The organism is Collinsella aerofaciens ATCC 25986 (assembly GCF_964239575.1).
Lineage (GTDB): Bacteria > Actinomycetota > Coriobacteriia > Coriobacteriales > Coriobacteriaceae > Collinsella > Collinsella aerofaciens_BQ.
Genome location: NZ_CAXSQQ010000003.1, coordinates 140875 through 161630, shown reverse-complemented (window position 1 = coordinate 161630; position 20756 = coordinate 140875). Strand labels below are relative to the sequence as shown.

The 20756-nt window shown below is 49.1% G+C and carries 16 protein-coding genes; all 16 read left to right on the top strand.

Annotated features, from left to right (window positions below):
* The first annotated feature begins 169 nt into the window (after positions 1-169).
* On the top strand, positions 170-1294 hold the full coding sequence (locus ACESUZ_RS03465; RefSeq protein WP_373198472.1) for a hypothetical protein: 1125 nt from the start codon (positions 170-172) through the stop codon (positions 1292-1294).
* 40 nt (positions 1295-1334) lie between these two features.
* Positions 1335-3062: a L,D-transpeptidase family protein gene (locus ACESUZ_RS03460; RefSeq protein ID WP_373198470.1), complete on the top strand. Its 1728-nt coding sequence runs from the start codon at positions 1335-1337 to the stop codon at positions 3060-3062.
* Between the two features lie 229 nt (positions 3063-3291).
* A complete protein-coding gene (locus ACESUZ_RS03455; protein WP_373198468.1) occupies positions 3292-6414 on the top strand; it encodes a hypothetical protein in 3123 nt (1040 codons plus the stop codon).
* Between the two features lie 212 nt (positions 6415-6626).
* On the top strand, positions 6627-7604 hold the full coding sequence (locus ACESUZ_RS03450) for a glycosyltransferase family 8 protein (RefSeq protein ID WP_373198466.1): 978 nt from the start codon (positions 6627-6629) through the stop codon (positions 7602-7604).
* A gap of 4 nt (positions 7605-7608) precedes the next feature.
* Complete coding sequence (locus tag ACESUZ_RS03445) at positions 7609-8535, top strand: glycosyltransferase family 2 protein (protein ID WP_373198464.1); 927 nt, start codon at positions 7609-7611, stop codon at positions 8533-8535.
* A 21-nt stretch (positions 8536-8556) separates the two neighbouring features.
* Positions 8557-9831 (top strand): lipopolysaccharide biosynthesis protein, encoded by a 1275-nt coding sequence (locus tag ACESUZ_RS03440; protein WP_373198463.1) that lies wholly within the window; start codon positions 8557-8559, stop codon positions 9829-9831.
* Between the two features lie 77 nt (positions 9832-9908).
* Positions 9909-10604, top strand: coding sequence for a glycosyltransferase family 2 protein (locus ACESUZ_RS03435; protein WP_082222965.1), 696 nt, complete (start codon positions 9909-9911; stop codon positions 10602-10604).
* 11 nt (positions 10605-10615) lie between these two features.
* Positions 10616-10966, top strand: coding sequence for a DUF2304 domain-containing protein (locus ACESUZ_RS03430; RefSeq protein WP_082222966.1), 351 nt, complete (start codon positions 10616-10618; stop codon positions 10964-10966).
* Positions 10967-10970: 4 nt separating this feature from the next.
* Complete coding sequence (locus ACESUZ_RS03425) at positions 10971-11765, top strand: glycosyltransferase family A protein (RefSeq protein ID WP_373198460.1); 795 nt, start codon at positions 10971-10973, stop codon at positions 11763-11765.
* 55 nt (positions 11766-11820) lie between these two features.
* Positions 11821-13299, top strand: coding sequence for a DUF2142 domain-containing protein (locus ACESUZ_RS03420; protein ID WP_373198458.1), 1479 nt, complete (start codon positions 11821-11823; stop codon positions 13297-13299).
* A gap of 13 nt (positions 13300-13312) precedes the next feature.
* Positions 13313-15589 (top strand): glycosyltransferase, encoded by a 2277-nt coding sequence (locus ACESUZ_RS03415; RefSeq protein ID WP_373198456.1) that lies wholly within the window; start codon positions 13313-13315, stop codon positions 15587-15589.
* A 110-nt stretch (positions 15590-15699) separates the two neighbouring features.
* Positions 15700-16599, top strand: a complete 900-nt coding sequence (rfbA, locus tag ACESUZ_RS03410; RefSeq protein ID WP_271748954.1) for a glucose-1-phosphate thymidylyltransferase RfbA — start codon at positions 15700-15702, stop codon at positions 16597-16599.
* A gap of 95 nt (positions 16600-16694) precedes the next feature.
* On the top strand, positions 16695-17132 hold the full coding sequence (locus tag ACESUZ_RS03405) for a DUF4869 domain-containing protein (protein ID WP_040360074.1): 438 nt from the start codon (positions 16695-16697) through the stop codon (positions 17130-17132).
* A gap of 9 nt (positions 17133-17141) precedes the next feature.
* The gene (locus ACESUZ_RS03400) at positions 17142-18116 is read left to right on the top strand and encodes a hypothetical protein (RefSeq protein WP_373198453.1); all 975 of its coding nucleotides are present in this window, start codon (positions 17142-17144) and stop codon (positions 18114-18116) included.
* A gap of 75 nt (positions 18117-18191) precedes the next feature.
* Positions 18192-19211 (top strand): dTDP-glucose 4,6-dehydratase, encoded by a 1020-nt coding sequence (rfbB, locus tag ACESUZ_RS03395; RefSeq protein WP_373198452.1) that lies wholly within the window; start codon positions 18192-18194, stop codon positions 19209-19211.
* A gap of 14 nt (positions 19212-19225) precedes the next feature.
* A complete protein-coding gene (locus tag ACESUZ_RS03390; protein WP_373198450.1) occupies positions 19226-20680 on the top strand; it encodes a sugar nucleotide-binding protein in 1455 nt (484 codons plus the stop codon).
* Positions 20681-20756 lie beyond the last annotated feature (76 nt).

The following is a 20756-nucleotide window of genomic DNA, read 5'->3' as shown; positions in this document are numbered from 1 at the left end:
CAACCGTGTTCCAGATTCTAGGACGCCGGGCCGACTCGCTTCGGATGGGGCTCTACACCAACTTTCTCGACACTACCTTCAGTGTCTTCTGACGCCCCTTTCCGTCTGGGCTGATTCTTTACCTGTGCAACCGGAATCCACTGATTATATCGATAGTTCTGCCAGCAGCTTGGAAGACGAGAGCTTTGTCTTAAATGACGAACAGCAGGGGGTTGAAGTCGAGCAGCCGACTGTGTCAGACAACGATTCTCCCTCATCCGTTTCTAGCGAGCCTGCCTCCAATGCAACTGATTCGGCGAAACCCGAAAATGATGCATCCACTGTGTTTGGCTCTGTTTCATACCAGACTCATGTACAGGATATTGGCTGGCAAGCTCTCGTTTCAAATGGAATGACGGCGGGCACTACAGGCCGTGCTAAGCGCGTCGAAGCCCTCAAGATTAATTTGCTTTCACAGGATGGCACCCCGCTGGGGAATGATAGCATTTCGGTCCAATCTCACATTTCCGGGATCGGCTGGGAGTCTCAGCCGGTGGGTAACGGGCAGACATCTGGAACAGTTGGACAGTCGCGAGCCATCGAGGCGATCAAGCTATCTTTGTCGGGCGGTCTTTCTGATTCGTATGACATTTGGTATCGCGTTCATTCTGCAAATGTTGGTTGGCTTGGCTGGGCCTCAAATGGTGAGCCTGCTGGAACGCAGGGCTATGCTTGTCAGATCGAAGCTATTCAGATTGAGGTGCTTCCAAAAAATGCTCAAGATGCGCCAACGCGAGGCGATGCCTTTAGGGATTATTCTCAGGAACCGCCTACCGTTTCCTATCGATCTCATGTCTCTAATGTTGGATGGATGGGCGCTGTCGCGGACGGAAAGACATCGGGGGTTATTGACTCAAGAAATGCAATTGAGGCGCTGTCGCTTAGCGTTAATTGGTATGGCCGCGGAGGCTCCATTTCCTCTCGCGCACATGTGTCTGGTGTCGGTTGGCAAAGCTGGTCTTCAGGTGCTGTTGGCACGACCGGGCAGTCTCGGTCCATTGAGGCCGTTCAGTTTAAGCTGAACGGCGAGATATCTGCAACTTATGGCATTTGGTACCGTGTGTATGCTTCCAAATTGGGCGGATGGCTGGGCTGGACGTCTAACGGGTCTCCTGCGGGCTCGGTGGGGAAGGGTGCCGCCATTCAGGGTGTTCAGATTTTATTGGTCGAAAAAAAGCGGCTCTGCTCCCGGCGATACGTTGAACCATTTCATTGGAGCTACGGATGTTCTAAGCGGGAGCTCGCTTGGTCTTAACGGTAAAAGCCTGGGCTCCGTACAAGGCAAATCAATCCTATTGGGCTCCGAGAACGGCTCTGAACCTTTAACCTCGCTCTCCATTTCGTTTGATAATCAAGAGATTTTAGGCTCAATTGACTATTCCGGCTTTTTTGAATTTGGCGGATGGAGCGGTGCTGTTTCTGACGGTGCTGCGCTTAACTCTAAAAACGATGGGCGTGTTCTAAAGGCGGTGAGATTGGCTCTTACTGGAGATTTGTCTAATGCCTATGACATTTGGTATCGCTGCTTTGACTCCAAAAAAGGATGGCTTGGTTGGGCATGCAATGGCGCGGATGCAGGGGCAACGATATCGGGTTCATTCCTTAAGACTGTCGAAGTAAGGATTGTCAGTAAAGGCGGCGGCGCTCCCGGAATAACGGACGGAGCATTTGTTTCCGATACTTCCGCCGATTGCGCTCACGTTGTCTATCAGGCTCATTCCGCTAACCGTGGGTGGTCTCCATCTGTTTTGGATGGGCAGAATGCCGGTACAACGGGAAAATCGCTTTCTCTTCAAGCTTTGAATGTGTCGTTGTCTGGCGTGGATGATGATTCTCTAATTGAGGCAAGAGCCCATGTTGCCAATATTGGTTGGCAAGAATGGCGATCTGCCGGTTATGTTGGGACCGTTGGACAAGGATTGGCCATTCAGGCTCTTGAGCTGCGCTTAAATGGTTTTCTCGCGAATCAGTATGACATATACTATCGAGTTCATTCGGCGGGCTATGGTTGGCTTGGTTGGGCCAAAAACGGCGATTCCGCTGGAACTACCGGGCTTAATATCCAGATAGAAGCTGTCCAAATTAAGCTTGTGGCGAAGGGCGGGGATCCTGGTGCGTCGTCTGCGCCCGCATTTATCTCGGTACCAGCCCTAACGCTCCAGGCGCATGTCGCCACGCTTGGTTGGATGAATCCCGTTGGCAACGGCGGCGTTGCGGGTACGACTGGCAGATCACTTGCGATTGAGGCACTTAAGCTAAGCGTCTCCAGTAGCGTATCGGGCGGTATTGAGTACTCTGCCCATGTGCAGGATGTGGGTTGGCAAGGCTGGACTTCCAATGGGAATGTTGCTGGTACGGTGGGCCGTGCTAAGCGCATCGAGGCTCTCAAGATTAGGCTGACTGGTGATCTGTCGAACTACTTTGATATCTGGTATCGAGCATATTGCCAAGACTTTGGGTGGCTCGACTGGACCTCTAATGGGCAGCCCGCGGGCACATCGAGGATAGGCTGCAGAGTCGAGTCTGTTCAAGTGAAGATTGTTCCCAAGGGCGCTGGTGCTCCCGGTGCTACCGGGCGCCCGTTTACCGATCAGCCCTTGTTGCCTGCCGACATGATGACCATGCTTAATCGGGCTAATAAATATTCGAGCAATACAAACTGGCTCATTATGGTTGACAGGCAAGCATGCCGCCTTGGAGTTTTTCGTGGACAGCGCGGGTCGTGGGGTTACGCTCAATACTGGACTTGCTCTACCGGCGCTCCTAGTACTCCAACGCCTACGGGCGAGTATACCGTCACCGGCAAGGGCTACTCGTTTGGACATGGGTATACCTGCTACTACTACACGCAGTTTTACGGGGACTATCTGTTCCATTCAATACCGTACTACCAGGGAACTTTTAATCCTATGGACAGCCGAATGGGAATGCATATTTCACAAGGCTGCGTGCGTTTGCCCATTGATCGCGCTAAATGGATTTGGGATAACGTGCCCCTTACTACCAAGGTGGTAATTTACTAGCTATTCCGTAAACGACGAGAGCTTGTTAGAGGGCCCTTTCCTGTTGTCGTAGTCTTGGCAACAGGAAAGGGTCCTTGCCGTTGAATCAGGCTCCTATTTCTTCGTTCACCTAATTTGTAGCAATAAAGAAGCCTACTCCCGATAGTATGGTTATTGACGGCTGTCTATCTAGGAGGCGATTCTCTTGAAAAGGCAATTTAGAGCATTTGTTGTTCTGATTTCCTGCTTCATGTCGATGCTGCTTTTGAGCCCTTTGGCTTGTTGGGCGGATCAAAATATTGGTGCCAACGAATATGAATCCGTTTCAGAGACACAATCCGACTCCTCGGATCAAACTGCTGCTGCAGCCGATGAAACGGCGCCTTCGATTGATGTTGCCGTGGAGCCCAAAGAGGCGGCCCCGGACGTCAGCTATAAATCTCACATTTCAGGCATTGGCTGGGAGTCGACGTTTACATCGAATGGTTCGACCTCTGGCACAACGGGCCAGTCTCGTAGGCTTGAGGCGCTCAGGGTTACTCTCCCTAATTCAGAAGACCTTGGTATCGAATACCGCTCTCATGTTCAAAATGAAGGCTGGCAGGATTGGGTTTCTAATGGAACCGTCGCCGGCACAACAGGAAAGGGCCTTCAGATTGAAGCCGTCGAGCTCAAGCTGACGGGTGACTGGTCTGCTTCTTATGACCTGTATTACCGAGTTCATGCTTCTAATTTTGGCTGGCTTGGATGGGCCTCGAATGGATCAACCGCCGGAACTACAGGCTGGTCTTATGCCGTTGAAGCAATACAGATCGTCATTGTAAAGAAGGGTGAAGCGGCGCCCGGCGATACTGCTGGAGCCTATGTCCCGTATGTCTTTAATTGCTCTCTTTCTCAGGTTGGGGAGACGACTAAAGTAACCCTGAATATTCCGCAGGTCGAGGATATAAAACGACTCGGTATCGCTGATTCGATAAAGGTAGCGGGCTCTATGTCGTATGGAGGGAAGGTTACCCGTTCTGTTTCCAGCACGATCGCACTCGGAGATTTGGATTCCAGCTCCAGTGAAATTGAATTTAGCGATTATGGTCCGTTTGACGTTACGTTGCAGTATTTGAAGAACGGGAACATTGTTCATGAGGGCCATCAGTCAATCGGCATTTCTGCGAGTGAATACAACCTTGCCCCTTTGAGTGCTTCTTTTCCCGTTGTTCTCTATTCGCTATCTTTCTGGGATATCAGCGCCTCTTCTGCCGGAACGACCATTCCGTCGATTGTAATGCTTGATCGTCCAAGTGCTTATAACTGGAACTCGCTTCCATCCGGGATGTATGGTCTTCCGTATCTGACTCATGAGGAAAATGCTTCTAGTTCGAGCTATCAGGCGTTTGCGGATTATGTCGCTGCTCTCTACAAGATCAATCCCAAGGCGAAGTTCAATCTGTATATCAATGACATCACCTGCTCGTTGATCCATAGGATGATTTATGCCAATAAGATTCCCGCCGGCCAGTACTCTATTCGTCTGTTGTCCGATGGATCTGCCACGTATGTATTTACCAACGAGGCCTTCGACGTTAAGGATCCAGATTCTAAGCAAGCTGAGCTGATTGCTTCTTGGAATGCTGCCAAGAAAATAGAATACGAAACCGGTGAGGTTTCAAAGTCGTATAGCGATTATCACGATCACTGGGATTCTATGTATGCCGTGCTGAGCATTGAGCCCGGGACTCAGTGGTGGATGACTCGCACCAATCTGTTTACAAGCGGTGACGATAATGTCTTTGCGAGTAAGATCGCATCCGATCCTAACGTTAAGAAGATGAACGTTTCGAGCATGCTTACGAGCTTGCAGAATAGGGGAGAAGATACGGTCCAAGCGTTTAAGGCCCTGTATAACTTTAACGATGGTTATTTTGATGCGGCGACTCAACAGGGCAAAAAGGTAATGATGCTGCTTGGAACGTACGTTTCTTATGAGCAGAATTTTGACGACTATGCCAACTTGACGGAAGTTATCTATGGCGATGACTATTTGTATTATTACAAGGGGCACCCGAACACACCGACAGGCATGTATCCCCAAAAGCAGGAGCAGCTTGACCGTCTTGGTATAACCGATGTCGATTCGTCTGTTGCTGCAGAGCTCATCCTTTTCTTCAATCCGGAGATTGGGCTGTCGGGCTACGGGTCTAGTACATACAACTCGGCTAGCGCCGATGCCGCTGGTGGACTTTGGAATTCTACGAAGTCCGAGGCGTTGAAGCCCGGCGCTGCTATCGATTATTCGGTTATGGATTGGTTTGCTTCGCCTATTACTGAGGACTCAGACGAGGCTATCAGGTCCCTTTGCAAGCAAGGTGACTCCTGTTATCTCGTGGAGTTTTCGGATGCCATACTTGCTTCGGCAAATTACGACTTTGCTATCTATTCGCACAACAGCGGCGCTCTGACTTATTACAAGAAGAGTGAGTCTGGCTACGATGTCGTCAAGGTGTCACGAGGCTCGCTAGATGTTTTGGCAACTTCGCATGTTGCGAATGACGGTTGGCAGTCGGCTTCCAAGGGCGGAAATGTTTCTGGTACCGTTGGTCAGTCCAAGGCTGTCGAGGCTATTACTCTCAACCTGCAGAATGTTCCCTACGACGGCAGCTTGGAGTACAGGACACATGTTTCCGATTACGGTTGGCAAGACTATGTGAAAGAGGGAGAAGTCTCCGGTACTACGGGTCAGAGCAAGTCTGTTCAGGCTATTCAAATTCGACTTACTGGTGAGATGGCCAATCGTTATGACGTATACTATCGCGCTCATGTTCAGGATAAGGGCTGGCTTGGCTGGGCCTGCAATGATCAGGTTGCCGGAACGACTGGGTTTGGCTTGAGGCTCGAGGCATATCAGGTCGTTTTGGTTGAAAAGGGTTTGCCTGCTCCAGGGGATACGAGTCAGCCCTCTATTCAGAGAACGTTTTCGATTAAGACCCATGTTTCCAACCTTGGTTGGCAGCAGCCTGTTTATGAGGGCATGACGGCGGGCACAACTGGTCGAAATCTTGCTGTTGAGGCGTTGACGATTAGCAAGCTTGATCTTGGGTATTCTGGCGGCATCGAGTATCGAGCTCACGTTCAGAATATCGGCTGGCAAAAGTGGGTCAAGAACGGCAAACTGGCCGGCACCACTGGAAAGTCTCTTGCTATTGAGGCTGTAGAAATTAAGCTTACGGGAGATCTTGCCAAGCATTATGACGTTGTCTATAGGGCGCATGTGCAAAACAAGGGTTGGCTTGATTGTGTTAAGTCAGGCGAGTGCGCCGGTACAACTGGTGAGGCTCTTCATTTGGAAGCGCTTGAGGTTAGGCTGGTTGAGAAAAGCTAACTATAGAAACAATTTACCTTTATAAAGCATCGTTAATGGGGGTAGGGAGTGAACCGAAGGAGTATGACACCTCTTCGGTTCACTCCTTTGTTAGTTAATTGAAAGAGGTAAACCGTGCTAATATTTAATATTTGTATAAGTATCTATTTAGCCTCTTTCGTTGAGTTTTCAACATTACTTCTATTGAATGAATTAAGGTGAAGTTAGTAATCATGAATTTGCTTTATACGGTCGATAACAATTTTGTCCCACAGTTGGCTGCCAATATTTGCTCGGTTGCTTCCAATCATTCCGGCATTCATGACATTACATTTCATGTTTTCTCTAATGGCATTACAAAGCGTAACCAACATTTGCTCCAGGAGCTGACGACCGAATACAATCAACAGCTTATGTTTTATGATATTTCGAACTTCAAAGAGGCTCTCGGGTTTGATTTTGATACATCGGGATGGAATGAAATAGTTCTCGCTAGGCTTTTGATGGCACATTTTTTACCTAATGAGATCGAAAGAGTTATTTATCTTGATGGCGATACGATTGTTCTTGGGGATATTGCCCTTCTTTGGAATCAAGATCTAAAGGGGTGCGTAGTTGGAATGGTTCCCGAGCCAACGGTTGGTCCATCTCGACTTAATGATTTAGACCTAAATGGCTACCTGTACCATAATGCTGGCGTGCTGCTTGTTGATTTAAAGCAATGGAGATCAACTTGTTGCGAAGATGAATTATTGGATTATTTCGAGCGCCGCTCGGGACGCTTGTTTGCGAATGATCAAGATGCTCTAAATGCAGTACTTAAAGATAGGATTTGCAGTTTATCCCCTGCGTTCAATTACTCCAATATTTTTGACTACTATCCGTTTTCATTTTTAAACTCGTTAATGCCGGGATTTTCGGATGAAGACAGTTTTATGACTGCCAGATCGAAGCCCGTCATCGTCCATTATCTCGGCGAAGAGAGGCCATGGCGGCGGGGGAATACTCATCGTTTCAATAATGAGTATCACTATTATTTGTCAGAAACGTTCTGGAAGGACGCAGAAGATGAAGATGGTTGGGGCGCTTATTTTCTTGCCTGGCGGGCTTTTAATTTCCTAACCAGGCCATTTCCTCAGCTACGCTATAAAGTAATCAGCGGGTTGATCCCTGCATTTCTTAAGTATCGTGCCTCGCAAAGAAACAAATAGGATTATGTATAAAACTAAAGACAAGTCCGTTTGCATTGTTTTGCCCACATATAATGGCGGCAAGTATTTGGCCAAACAGCTTGATAGTATCTTGAAGCAGACTTGGCCTAATTGCTCCGTTTATATTCGTGATGACGGTTCAGCGGATGACACTGTTGAAATTGCACAATGGTACTGTCAGTCATACTCGAGTATTCATTTAATTCAAGACTCAATCGGTAATCTTGGGTGCCCAAATAGTTTTTATGAAATTATCAAGCGGGTTCCCGAATATGACTTCTATGCATTTGCCGATCAGGATGATATTTGGAAGGCCGATAAAATCGAGCGGGCAGTCAAGGCAATTGAAAACAGTGGAGACAAGGTGCCTACTGTCTATTTCTCTTCCTTCTCATATGTAAGCGAAGATGGTGAGACGATACGCGAATCGGCTCCGCAGGACAAGCACCTCTCTTTTCATAACACCTTGTTTTATACTCCTGGACTAGGCTTCACGATAGTATTTAATCGCCTTGCTTGCAGGGCCTTTATTCTTGAGGTGGATCCAGGGAATGAAATGCATGATCGATGGTTGATTCGGTGTGCTTCGGCATTTGGAAAGGTATTGTTTGATTCCGTCTGTACGGCTTCTCATGTTCGTCATTCCTCTGCGGTCACTTCTGGAGATAATCGTTATTTTGATCTTTTAAAGACTTATTTTAAGGACGAGCTATTTGGTGATAGATCGAAAGATGAGAGTCAAAAGTTAAGCCATTTTTCTGCGGTATTTTATGATGAGCTTAGTTCTGAGCAGAAACATGAGCTTGATATTTTCACCAATGATGATGGGATTATTTCAAGACTTAGGAAAGCAATTTTCCCAAAGCGTCTGCGACCTACTTTGATTTCTGATTTACTTCTTCGCGTTTTGTTTTTATTCAACAAGGCCTGATGATCCACTGCTGGAGTGATTGTGTCTAATAGAAAAACGAAAGAACTCTCTGTTGAGCAGAGCCTTGTTTGGAACAGCGTCGGCTCGATGGTGTATTTGATTTGCAACTGGCTGATTACTGTTCTTGTGGTGACACTTGGTTCCGACATTAGCATGTCTGGTAGCCTTGCTGTGGCTATGTCTGTTGGTAATATTTTTGCGACCATTGTTTTGCTTCGAGCGCGCCCCGTTCAGGTTTCTGAGAGTTATTCTGATTTTACGACTGGGAATTTTATCGCTCATAGAATCGTTGCAACAATATTTGCCTGTGTAATTTGCTTCTTCTATTGTTTAGTCTCTGTTGCATTCAACGATTGGGCAGTTGTTGCTGTTTATTGCCTATTTAAAGCTGGTGATTCATTTGTCGATGTTCTTCACGGTGTGGATCAGGTAAACAACAGATTGGACATTGCGGCTATCTCTCAAATAGTTCGTGGCGTAGGAGTTCTAGTCTCCTTTTCGTTGTGCTTGTTGCTATTTGATAACTTGGTAATAGCCGTTGCTTCAATGGCTTTTGTTACCATAGCTGTTGTGCTTACATATGATTTTAGAATGACAAAACGGTTTTGTGCCGTTATACCTGATTTTGATTTTACTTCCCTTATCAAATTGTCGCGTATCTGCTTTCCCGGTTTTGTTGCATCTCTTGCGTGCACGGCTGTTGTTAGCGTAACAAGACAGTTCTATGGCCTTTCCTATGGAAATGAGGCGTTGGGTTTTTATGCCGCCGTTGCCACTCCGACTGCCGTAATTCAGGCTCTCGTATCTTATCTATATGCCCCCCTGCTTGGACCTATTTCGGCAATGTGGCGAGAAAACGAAACTCACCGATTACGCTTAGTATTTATTAAGATGCTCGTTTCCGTATTCGTTTTGACGGCGATGTGTGCCATGGCTAGTGCTTTCATAGGCGAACCTGTGCTTACTGCTATTTATGGCAAAGAAGTTGGCCTTCACTCAGATTATCTTCCGTTGGCACTCGTTGCTACCGCATTCACTGGTTTGAACTTTTTCACTATTGATGTCTTTATTGCATTTGGGAAACCGATTATTGGCACGATTTCTGGTGCCGCTTCGTTAGCGTTGGCCGTGTTTCTTTCTCGTTATTGTTTTGTGAATCCGGTATTTGCTTCTGATGCAAATGTCATCAATATCATTATCTTGGTGGCATACGGTTTTGGATTATTATTTTCCTTCCTTTGTATAATTAACCTATTAAATCGGAAGGCGAAGCAATCTGTCACATCCGAACTGTAAATTCGCTCTCCTTGTTTCGATAGGGTTTTTCAGTTCGACTTGGGCTGTTTGATTGATATTCTGTACTGAGGATTCAGATGATGCATGAATTAAGAGCGCTGGTTATCATCCCAGCTTTTAATGAAGAGGCGAACATTTTAGATACGGTTTCTTCTGTGGAGGAAGCTGGATACGATTATGTAGTTATTAACGATGGCTCCACTGATGACACTTTGCGTGTTTGTCGCGATGCGGGGGTTAATGTCCTGGATTTACCGCAGAATCTTGGCATTGGAGGCGCGGTTCAAGCCGGACACAAATATGCCAAACGCTTTGGCTATGATGTAGACATCCAAGTTGATGGTGATGGGCAGCATGACGCCCATTACATATCGCGCTTGCTTGATGAAATAAATAATGGGTCTGATTTAGTTATCGGATCGCGATTTCTTGAGGAATCTGAAGGCTTCAAGTCAACCTTCTTGAGGCGTCTTGGAATTAGATGGCTCTCTGCGGTAATTCATCTTACAACTCACGTTCGTGTTAGCGACCCCACTTCTGGTTTTCGCGCATGTGGATCTAAGGCCATAGATCTGTTCTGTAAAAAATATCCCGTAGACTATCCGGAGCCGGATTCTGCTGTTGCGGCTATGGTTAAGGGCCTTCGCGTTACAGAAGTGCCTGTCGTAATGAAAGAACGACAGGGGGGAAAGTCGTCAATTTCTGGTTTTAGTAGCATTTATTACATGATAAAGGTTACTTTGGCGATTATCATCTCTTCATTCTCGAATTAGGACGGGTTGTTATGCATATTTCCTTACAGTTTGGTGTCATTACTGCTTGTTTAGTTTTGCTTTGTTTTGTGCTGCGTCTTGTATTAAAGGATAGCCTTCAGCTCAAGTATTCACTTCTTTGGATTGTTCTTGCATTGGTTTTGTTGGTATGCGGCCTCTTTCCGCAACCTCTTTACTTCATTTCAAGTTTATTTGGTTTTCAGACTCCAGCCAATTTTGTTTTTGTCTTAGGGTTTTTATTTTTGATATGCATTGTTCTTTCTATGGCATGTCTGTCAAGTAAACAATCTTCTGCAATTGCTAACTTAACTCAACGAATTGCATTGCTTGAAAAAGAGCTTGAATCAAAAAATAGGGAGTAATGCCATGTGCTTGGCAAAAGATCATACATTTGTATTGTGCGCATACGGCGAGTCTCCGTACTTGTCTGACTGTTTAGATTCTTTAGTGAACCAAAGCACCCGAAGTAATATCCTTATATCGACGTCAACTCCTAATTCCTATATTGATCGTATAGCGTCTAATTATTCGATTCCGGTAATTGTTAACGAGGGGTCGCCTAGCATATCTCATGACTGGAATTGTGCTATTGCGAATTCAAATACAAAGCTTGTGACTATAGCTCATCAGGATGATATCTATAGCTCTAGTTATACGGAAACTATGCTGCGGGCTATGAAAGAAGCGGATCGACCTTTAATCTTCTTTTCTAATTATGGTGAGATAAGAAATGGCGTATATGAAGAAAACCTCCTTATTCTGAAAATTAAGAGAATTTTACTTCGTAAGTTTGCTCGCCACGGCGCTCTTTCATCGGTTAAGGATAAAAGGGATATCCTGAGGTTCGGTTCCGCCATCTGCTGTCCTTCTGTGACATTTAATCTAAGCATCTTACAGACACCGTTATTTATGACAGACATGAAATGTGACTTGGACTGGGAGGCATGGGAAAGATTCTCGAAAATCGACGGATCTTTCGTTTATTCTCCCGAGGTTTTAATGTTTCATCGAATTCATGAAGGCTCTGAGACCACGGCGTTGATTAAAGATGATACAAGGAGGTCGGAGGATGAAACTATGCTTCAAAAATTCTGGCCCAAGTGGTTTGCTCCAATAGTCTGTAGCCTGTATTTGCTTAGCATGAGAAGCAATTCTTTATGACGCTGCAACAATGCCGGCGTAAGTTGAACATTTATCGAGACGGAGTTGTAGAGTTATGAATCTAGATACCTTTACTGGTCATCTGAAACTATCTGATAGTTATCGAAAAGCTCTGACGTTTATCGTTTATCCACTTATAGCTGCACTCTCTCTTTGCTTGGGATTTTTCTACTATTGCGCCTTTAAAGCCAGCGCTATCGGATTGCCTGGGCTATGGCTCTCGGCTCTGCCCTTAATCGCCTGCTTGTTCGTTGGTGTCCTATTATTAATTAAAGAGCAGCACAATCCCGCAATTTGCTTTGTGGTGATTGGTGTGCCCGCTGTAACTGCTTTTGGCCTTTTCATGCTGCCCGCTAATGTTCCAGACGAGGCTTCTCATATTTGGCAGGCGGCCGCCTTATTGTCTCGTAACGGCAATGGCTTTGATGTTGTCTCTTGCTTCCAATTGGGTCAGTTTCCTTCATCGTACGCAGATTATTTTAATGCAATGACTCAGCCTACCGATTGGTCTAGCGTCTTTGTGTGCCATACGTATTTGGGGAGCTATTACCCTCATCTTTATTTAATTCCGGGAGTAATTCTAGGATTTGCGCAGCAAACGGGTTTCAATGCCTTTGTGGCCCTTTCAGTTTCGCGCGTGTGCGCTGGATTAATATATTGCTTCGCGGCTTATTGGATAATCAAACTGATGCCAGTTGGTAAAAATGCTGTTTTGATTTTTTTACTAAATCCCATTTTATTGCAGCAGGAAGCGTCTGTTTCGGCTGATTCTGTCGCAAACATTGTTGCCATTTTGTACGTTGCTGTAGTTGTTAAGATTTATGCGGACTCGTTGTACTCATATCGATCTCTGCTGGCGTTAATACTGCTATCCGTTTTACTGCTTCTTTCAAAGATAATGTTTTTCCCGTTGGTACTCTTGAATCTTATTCACTGGAAAAAACTTAAAGGAACAGACAGCTATATAAAGTTCATCTTTTCCTTCTTTGCGATAGCTTTTGTTGCGAGCTGTGCGTTCGTGTCTCTTTATCATGGTAGTTTCATGCCAGATTCTTTTGATTTGATGCGAGCGCCGCTGCATTGCGCAAAGGTCTTTATTAAGTCTATTTGGGAGATGGGGCCATTCTGGTTTCAATCCTATGCAGGTTACAATCTTGGCGCTCTTTCGATTAATGTTTGGCCATTTTGTTTTTGGCTTTACATCATTCTTCAGTCCGTTGTTCTGTTTTATAACGATGAGAATAATAAAAAATTATTCTGCAGTACGGATCGCTTTGTAATGATTGCTGTTGTATTCGTCAATTTCTTCCTGATTGTTATGACGATGAGGAACTGGACTCTTACTGTTGATAAGCGTGAAGATATTATCATGGGGGTCCAAGGACGATATTTATTCCCACTGGTCCTTCCGGTTCTGTTGAATATCTTGCGACCGATAAAATCAAGTTCTGAAGGACATTTCTTGCTTGGTTCTTCATTGATAATGAGTACTATTCTATTTGTTGACTTTATTTCAATTCTTTCTGCGTTTTAGGAGTTAGTGTTTCATGTTGAACCTTCTTGAGGGCATTGGTTACACCGTTAAAGAAGAGGGCTTTTATAACGTCCCCAAGAAGGTCTCCCATGTACTCTCAATGCATAGGCCTCGATTTGATTTTAGCTCTCGCCAAGACAATTCTTTTTTTGATGTTATTTTTATTAATGGATGTGATTATTCCGTTCCGCATCCTATTAGGTACCGTGTCGATCATCAGATTGAGGAACTTGAGGCTGCCGGCTTAACGGTCCAAAAGGTTAATGCCTGGGAGATGGAAAAGGATATTCTTAGGCATGCGCGTACTTTTATTATTTTCCGTTGTCCCCTAAGTGATGAAGTTGAATCTTTAATTAGGCAGGCAAAAAAACTTAATAAGCGTGTTATTTATGACATTGATGATTTGGTTATCGACACTGCTTATACCGATTCTATTCCGTTCGTTAATGCAATGACTGCTCATGATAAGTCTTGCTATGACGATGGAGTCAGGCGAATGGGTGAAACACTGAAGCTTTGCGATTGCGCTATCACTACTACTGAGGGTATGGCGGAAGAACTAAAAAAATATGTTCCCAGGGTCTATATAAATAGAAATGTAGCATCTGAATCGATGATTGATTATTCGAATATTGCTATCTATCGTCGAGATGTACTCCCCAGCTTGCAAAGCTCAAGCGTCTTGCCCGAGGATAGGGTTCCCTATAAGCGAGCGGTTGAGCGAAGGGATGAAAAACAGAAAACTCAGGAAATCAGAATCGGCTATTTTAGCGGAAGCATTACCCATAATGCAGATTTCAATTCAGTGCTCCCAGCATTATCTAAGGTAATGGAGACTCATCACAACGTCACCCTGATGGTGGGCGGGGAACTCGATGTTCCTGATGACTTGATGCCATTTTCTGAACGTATTGTCACGTTCCCATTTTGCGATTGGCGTCGGCTTCCAAATTATATAGCTTCCTGTGATATCAATATCGCTCCTTTGGAGAATACTCTATTCAATCGAGCTAAATCCGAGAATAAATGGATTGAATCATCGCTTGTTAAGGTTCCTACGGTTGCTAGCAATGTTGGCGCCTTTAAGAAGATGATTCAGGATGGCGTTACTGGATTTCTCTGCGATTGTGTTGAGGACTGGTGTGCTGCCCTCAATCGTCTGATATTAGATTCTGATCTTAGGAAGAGCGTCGGCGAATCTGCATATTTATACTGCCATGAGCACTGCACTACTGTTTCGGCTGCTAAAGCAATCCGAGATATTATTGTAAAAGAACAATCTCCCAATCTCGCAATGGTCATGCCGAGCGTGAATACTAGCGGTGGTGTCTTAGTCGCCCTTAGGCATCTGTGCATTCTTCAAGACGCTGGCGTTGATGTATTGTTGCTTAATACTGATGATTCAACAAAGTGGCTTGTAGTTTTCGGACATCGTATTCCTGTTCTTAATCGTGTCGTTCCAAGTGGCAAACTCGATAAATGCCCTTTGTCGGGTGCAATTGATACTGCGGTTGCAACCCTTTGGGATACTCTTGATTTTGTTAAACGTTATCCACGTATTGGTAAGAAAAAGTACTTGGTTCAGAACCTGGAGACTGATTTTTATCTTCCAGGAGATAGGCTGCGTCTTCAGGCGAATTCTACTTATTTAAATAACGATATTGACTACCTGACGATCTCGCCTTGGTGCGAGGAATGGCTTCATGATAGGTTTGGTCAGAATTGTAAGTCGGTTCCGAATGGACTCGACCTTGCCTCGTTCCCTCATTCTGAGCGTGATTTCTCTATGCCTAAAATTCGGATACTTATTGAGGGGGATTGCGGTTCGGATTATAAAAATGTTGATGAAGCTTTCAGGGTAGTGGAAAGGCTTGACTCTGAAAGATATGAGATTTGGTATATGAACTACACTGGTAAAAAGAAGCCTTGGTACCGTATCGATAATTTCCTCGGTAGAGTGCCGCATGATCAAATATCAGACATCTATAACCAGTGTCATATTTTATTGAAGACAAGCATTCTCGAAAGTTTTTCATATCCCCCGTTGGAGATGATGGCGACCGGCGGCTTTGTTGTTGCTGTTCCCAATGGAGGTAATGCAGAGTTCCTTCGCGACGGATTGAATTGCTTGCTTTATGACCGGGGAGATATTGATGCTGCGGTGAGCTGCATTAATCGCATCGTTAATGATCACGGTCTTCGTAAGACGCTGTATGACGGGGGATTGAAGACTGCGGAGGAGAGGGACTGGTCAAAACTGACGGATAGAGTCGTTCGCCTATATGACTGATACTATAGTTTTAATGTGATGGATGCATACTTGCGGCAACGTAGACCTTTAAGTTAACGTTGCCGCAAGCATGCAATGTCTGGCTGCTTTATTTTTTAAGGAGTTATGTTATGAAAGGCATCATCCTCGCCGGCGGGTCCGGCACGCGCCTGTACCCGCTCACGCTCGTGACCTCCAAGCAGCTGCTGCCGGTCTACGACAAGCCCATGATCTACTACCCGCTGTCCACCCTCATGCTGGCGGGCATCCGCGACATCCTGGTCATCTCCACGCCGACCGACCTGCCCAACTTCGAGCGCCTGCTCGGGGACGGTTCGCGCTACGGCGTGAACCTCTCCTACGCGGAGCAGCCCTCGCCGGACGGCCTGGCGCAGGCCTTCACCATCGGCGAGGACTTCATCGGCGGAGAGCCGTGCGCCCTGGTGCTGGGCGACAACATCTTCTACGGCAACGGCCTGTCCCGCCACCTGACGCGCGCCGTCCAGAACGCCGAGTCGGGCCGCGCCACGGTCTTCGGCTACCACGTGGACGACCCCGAGCGCTTCGGCGTCGTGGAGTTCGACCGCGAGGGGAGGGCCGTCTCCATCGAGGAGAAGCCCGAGCGCCCCAAGAGCTCCTACGCCGTCACCGGCCTGTACTTCTACCCGGGCGACGTGGCCGCCAAGGCGCATAGGGTGGAGCCGTCGGCCCGCGGCGAGCTCGAGATCACCACGCTCAACCAGATGTACCTGGAGGAGGGGACGCTGTCCGTGGTCACCCTCGGCCGCGGCTACGCGTGGCTGGACACCGGCACCATGGAGAGCCTGCACGAGGCGGCGGAGTTCGTCCGCGCCGTGGAGCACTCACAGGACCTGCCGGTGTCCGTCCCCGAGGAGATCGCCTGGGAGAACGGCTGGATCACGACCGCCGGGCTCGAGGAGGCCGCGAAGGCCTACGGCAAGTCGGTCTACGGCCGGCACCTGAAGAAGGTCGCCGCCGGCGAGATCGTCAACAGCCCGCGCGAGTACTAGCGCCAGCTTGTTTTCTTTTAGGGGTCACCGTTTATCTGGTGGCCCCTTTCGTTATGATTACGTTGACCATAAAGATAATATGATTGGGAGTGGATGTGTTAAGCGTCTACTTTGGCGATATGCCAGAAGCGATTTACAACACAGCGACATATTTCAAAAACTCTTACCGGTCTACTTGGATTACGGATCCCTATGCAGTCTCGATAATTAAAGATGTCGATCGATCGGATGTTGTCTCCGAAAACGTCATCGAAAGCCCCGTGCTTGGATCCATCTCCCCACTCCAGCTTTCTGGTGGCGTGAAAACGCTGCTGCTTATGAGATTTGATCGTAAGCATATTTTTAACGCCTCTACCTGTGGTGACAACTGTGCCAAGTGGATTCTTGACATGGCGAAAGACCGCAAGCTCGTTGTGAATCTCTATCATGTGATGGACTTTGGTCGCGAGGATTTTAAAATTAAAGTCGTGAATAGCGGCCGAATCGTTCACAACATGGCCGAATTGATTCACGAGTCGATTCCGTATCTGTAGGTACTGCTTATGAACGGTTCGCATCTCGTTAAGATTTCCCGCCGCAGGGGAACTAAGTACACATTTACCATCAAGCGGAACATCACTATTGTGCGTGGCGATAGTGGCACGGGTAAGACGACACTGTTTGACATGGTCGCAGACTACATGCGAACGGGCGAGCAGTCGGGTGTCTCCTTGCAATGCGATTGTCCCTGTGTCGCCCTGACCGATTATGATTGGCGAAACCAGCTTTCGTCCGTTCATGACTCGATTGTATTTGTCGATGAGGGCTTAAAAGAGATCCATTCTGATGAGTTTGCCCATCATGTGCTGTATTCCTCGAATTATTTCGTGCTGATCTCAAGGGCTGATTTCCCCAATCTTCCGTATAGCGTGGATGAGATTTACAAGATTAAGACGAGCGGAAAATACCATTCCTTCGTCCCTGTTTATCAAGATCGCGGAAATCATCGTTATGCTATTTCCCGATCGGCGCCAAAACAGGACTTTTCTATCCTTCTATGCGAGGACAGTAAGTCTGGTTTCCAGTTCTTTGAACGGCATTTCGCTGATAGTGAGCTTACCTGTGCTTCGGCCATGACGAACAGCGCGATTTTGGGCTGGTTGGATCAGCATTTCGACGATCGCGTGTTTGTTGTCGCGGACGGAGCGGCATTTGGGTGCTATGCGGACCGCGTCCTTAAGCTGCAAGACAGTCATCGCGATACTGTTACGGTTTGTCTTCCCGAGTCATTCGAGTGGCTTCTGCTGAGCTCTGGCGTAATTTCAGGGTTAGATGTTAAGGCGGTTTTGGAAACCCCAGAAGCATTTGTAAACAGTGAGAAGTTTAAAAGCTGGGAAGACTTCTTCTATAAGTACTTACGCGATAAAACTGGGAATTCGGTCTTCCGGTACGACAAAGACTGCATTCCGGAGGCGTTTTGTAGGGGAAGTAATTCTGCGAAGGTCATGGCTCTTATCGCATGCCGAAATGTCCGATAGTTTTGTTGAATAGTGTCGCGGCGTCACTTCCTGCGGCATACTAAAGAAGCTGTACTTGCTTCAGATTGGATTTTCATGTCTGAGATTTTTGAACCTAAGAACATCATCGTCACAGGCGGTTGCGGCTTCATCGGCAGCAACTTCGTGCACCACGTCGTGAAGAACCACCCGGGCGTCCACGTGACCGTCCTGGACAAGCTGACCTACGCCGGCAACCCCGAGAACATCGCGGGGCTGCCCGAGGACAGGGTCGAGCTCGTCGTCGGTGACATCTGCGACGCGGAGCTGCTCGATAGGATCGTCCCCCGCCACGACGCGATCGTGCACTACGCCGCAGAGAGCCACAACGACAACTCCATCGCCGACCCGGAGCCGTTCTTGCGCACCAACGTGGAGGGCACCTTCCGCCTGCTGGAGGCCGTCCGCAAATATGGCGTCCGCTACCACCACGTCTCCACCGACGAGGTCTACGGCGACCTGGCGCTCGACGACCCCGCCAAGTTCACCGAGGAGACGCCGTATAAGCCCTCGAGCCCCTATAGCTCCACCAAGGCGAGTTCCGACATGCTCGTGCGCGCATGGACCCGCACCTACGGCCTGCGCACCACGATTTCCAACTGCTCCAACAACTACGGCCCCTACCAGCACGTGGAGAAGTTCATCCCCAGGCAGATCACCAACATCATCGACGGAGTCCGCCCCAAGCTCTACGGCCGCGGCGAGAACGTCCGCGACTGGATCCACACCGAGGACCACAGCTCCGCGGTGTGGGACATCCTCACCAAGGGCCGCATGGGGGAGACCTACCTCATCGGCGCCAATGGGGAGAAGAACAACATCACCGTCCTGCGCATGATCCTGGAGGCCATGGGCCGCGACCCCGAGGACTTCGACTGGGTCGCCGACCGCCCCGGCCACGACCGCCGCTACGCCATCGACTCGACCAAGCTCCAGCGCGAGCTGGGCTGGAGGCCGGCCCACACCGACTTCGCCGAGGGCCTGAAGGCCACCATCGACTGGTACGTGGCCAACGAGTCTTGGTGGCGCCCGGCCAAGGAGGCCACCGAGGCCCGTTACCGCGCACAGGGCCAGTAGGAGGGGAGAGAGACATGGCAGACATCGCATTCGAGAAGGACCTCTCCGTCGCTGAGACCGGCATCGAGGGCCTGAAGGTCGTCGACCTCGCCGTCCACGGCGACTCGCGCGGCTGGTTCAAGGAGAACTGGCAGCGCGCCAAGATGACCGCCCTGGGCATCCCCGACCTCAGGGTCGTCCAGAACAACATCTCCTACAACGACAGCCGCGGCGTCACCCGCGGCATCCACGCGGAGCCCTGGGACAAGTTCATCTCCGTGGCCCGCGGCTCGGTCTTCGGCGCATGGGTGGACCTGCGCGAGGGCAGCGAGACCTACGGGAAGGTGTTCACCTGCACGCTCGACCCGAGCAAGGCCATCTACGTCCCGCGCGGCGTGGGCAACTCCTTCCAGGCCCTGGAGGACGGCACCGCCTACACCTACCTGGTGGACGCCCACTGGTCCATCGAGCTGAAGAGGACCTACACCTTCGTGAACCTCGCCGACCCGGAGCTCGCCATCCAGTGGCCGATCCCGCTGGATCAGGCCACCGTCTCCGATGCAGACCTCAACCACCCGATGCTCAAGGACGTCCTCCCCATGGCGCCCAAGAGGACGCTCGTCACCGGCTGCAACGGCCAGCTGGGCCGCGCGGTGCGCGCGCTCGCCGAGGAGCGCGGCGTGGCGAAGGACTTCGACTTCTGCGACATCGACACCTTCGACATGTCCGACCCGGACGCCTACTCAAAATACGACTGGTCGCTCTACGGCACCGTGATCAACTGCGGCGCCTACACGGCCGTGGACAGGGCGGAGACCCCTGAGGGCCGCGTGACCGCCTGGAAGGCCAACGCCACCGGGCCGGCCCTGCTCGCCCGCACCTGCGCCGGGCACGGGATCACGCTCGTCCACGTGTCCTCCGACTACGTCTTCGACGGCACGGCCGAGGTCCATGACGAGGAGGAGCCCTTCTCCCCGCTGTCCGTCTACGGCCAGACCAAGGCCGCCGGCGACATCGCCGTGGCCGGGTGCCCCCGTCACTACATCATGCGCTCCAGCTGGGTCATCGGCGAGGGGCACAACTTCGTCAAGACCATGAAGTGCCTGTCCGACCGCGTCGCAGACCCCGAGGACGGGCTCACGCAGGTCACTGTGGTCGACGACCAGCTTGGCCGCCTGACCTTCACGCGCGACATGGCCGAGGCCATCTTCCACGTGCTGGGGACGCACGCCCCCTACGGCACCTACGACTGCACCGGCTCCGGCGCCGTGAAGAGCTGGGCGGACATCGCCCGCGCCGTCTTCGAGGCCGCCAACGGCAACGGCGACAGGGTCGTGCCGGTGTCGACCGCCGACTACTACGCGAACGCCGACGGCCCCATCGCCCCGCGCCCGGTCCACTCCGCGCTCGACCTGTCCAGGCTCGAGGCTGCCGGCTTCCACATGCCCGACTGGGAGGAAGAGCTTGGGGAGTACCTCAAGACGCTCTAGCCGCTATCAACTTTTCGAGAGTAAAAGCCGCCGCTTGTTAACGGCGGCTTTTCTTGTTGATGGCTATCTGCGCAGT

Coding starts and splice junctions, on each gene's coding strand:
- ACESUZ_RS03455 (WP_373198468.1), top strand. CDS start 3,292: ATGTCGATGCTGCTTTTGAGCCCTTTGGCTTGTTGGGCGGATCAAAAT.
- ACESUZ_RS03450 (WP_373198466.1), top strand. CDS start 6,627: ATGAATTTGCTTTATACGGTCGATAACAATTTTGTCCCACAGTTGGCT.
- ACESUZ_RS03445 (WP_373198464.1), top strand. CDS start 7,609: ATGTATAAAACTAAAGACAAGTCCGTTTGCATTGTTTTGCCCACATAT.
- ACESUZ_RS03435 (WP_082222965.1), top strand. CDS start 9,909: ATGATGCATGAATTAAGAGCGCTGGTTATCATCCCAGCTTTTAATGAA.
- ACESUZ_RS03430 (WP_082222966.1), top strand. CDS start 10,616: ATGCATATTTCCTTACAGTTTGGTGTCATTACTGCTTGTTTAGTTTTG.
- ACESUZ_RS03425 (WP_373198460.1), top strand. CDS start 10,971: ATGTGCTTGGCAAAAGATCATACATTTGTATTGTGCGCATACGGCGAG.
- ACESUZ_RS03420 (WP_373198458.1), top strand. CDS start 11,821: ATGAATCTAGATACCTTTACTGGTCATCTGAAACTATCTGATAGTTAT.
- ACESUZ_RS03415 (WP_373198456.1), top strand. CDS start 13,313: ATGTTGAACCTTCTTGAGGGCATTGGTTACACCGTTAAAGAAGAGGGC.
- rfbA (WP_271748954.1), top strand. CDS start 15,700: ATGAAAGGCATCATCCTCGCCGGCGGGTCCGGCACGCGCCTGTACCCG.
- ACESUZ_RS03400 (WP_373198453.1), top strand. CDS start 17,142: ATGAACGGTTCGCATCTCGTTAAGATTTCCCGCCGCAGGGGAACTAAG.
- rfbB (WP_373198452.1), top strand. CDS start 18,192: ATGTCTGAGATTTTTGAACCTAAGAACATCATCGTCACAGGCGGTTGC.
- ACESUZ_RS03390 (WP_373198450.1), top strand. CDS start 19,226: ATGGCAGACATCGCATTCGAGAAGGACCTCTCCGTCGCTGAGACCGGC.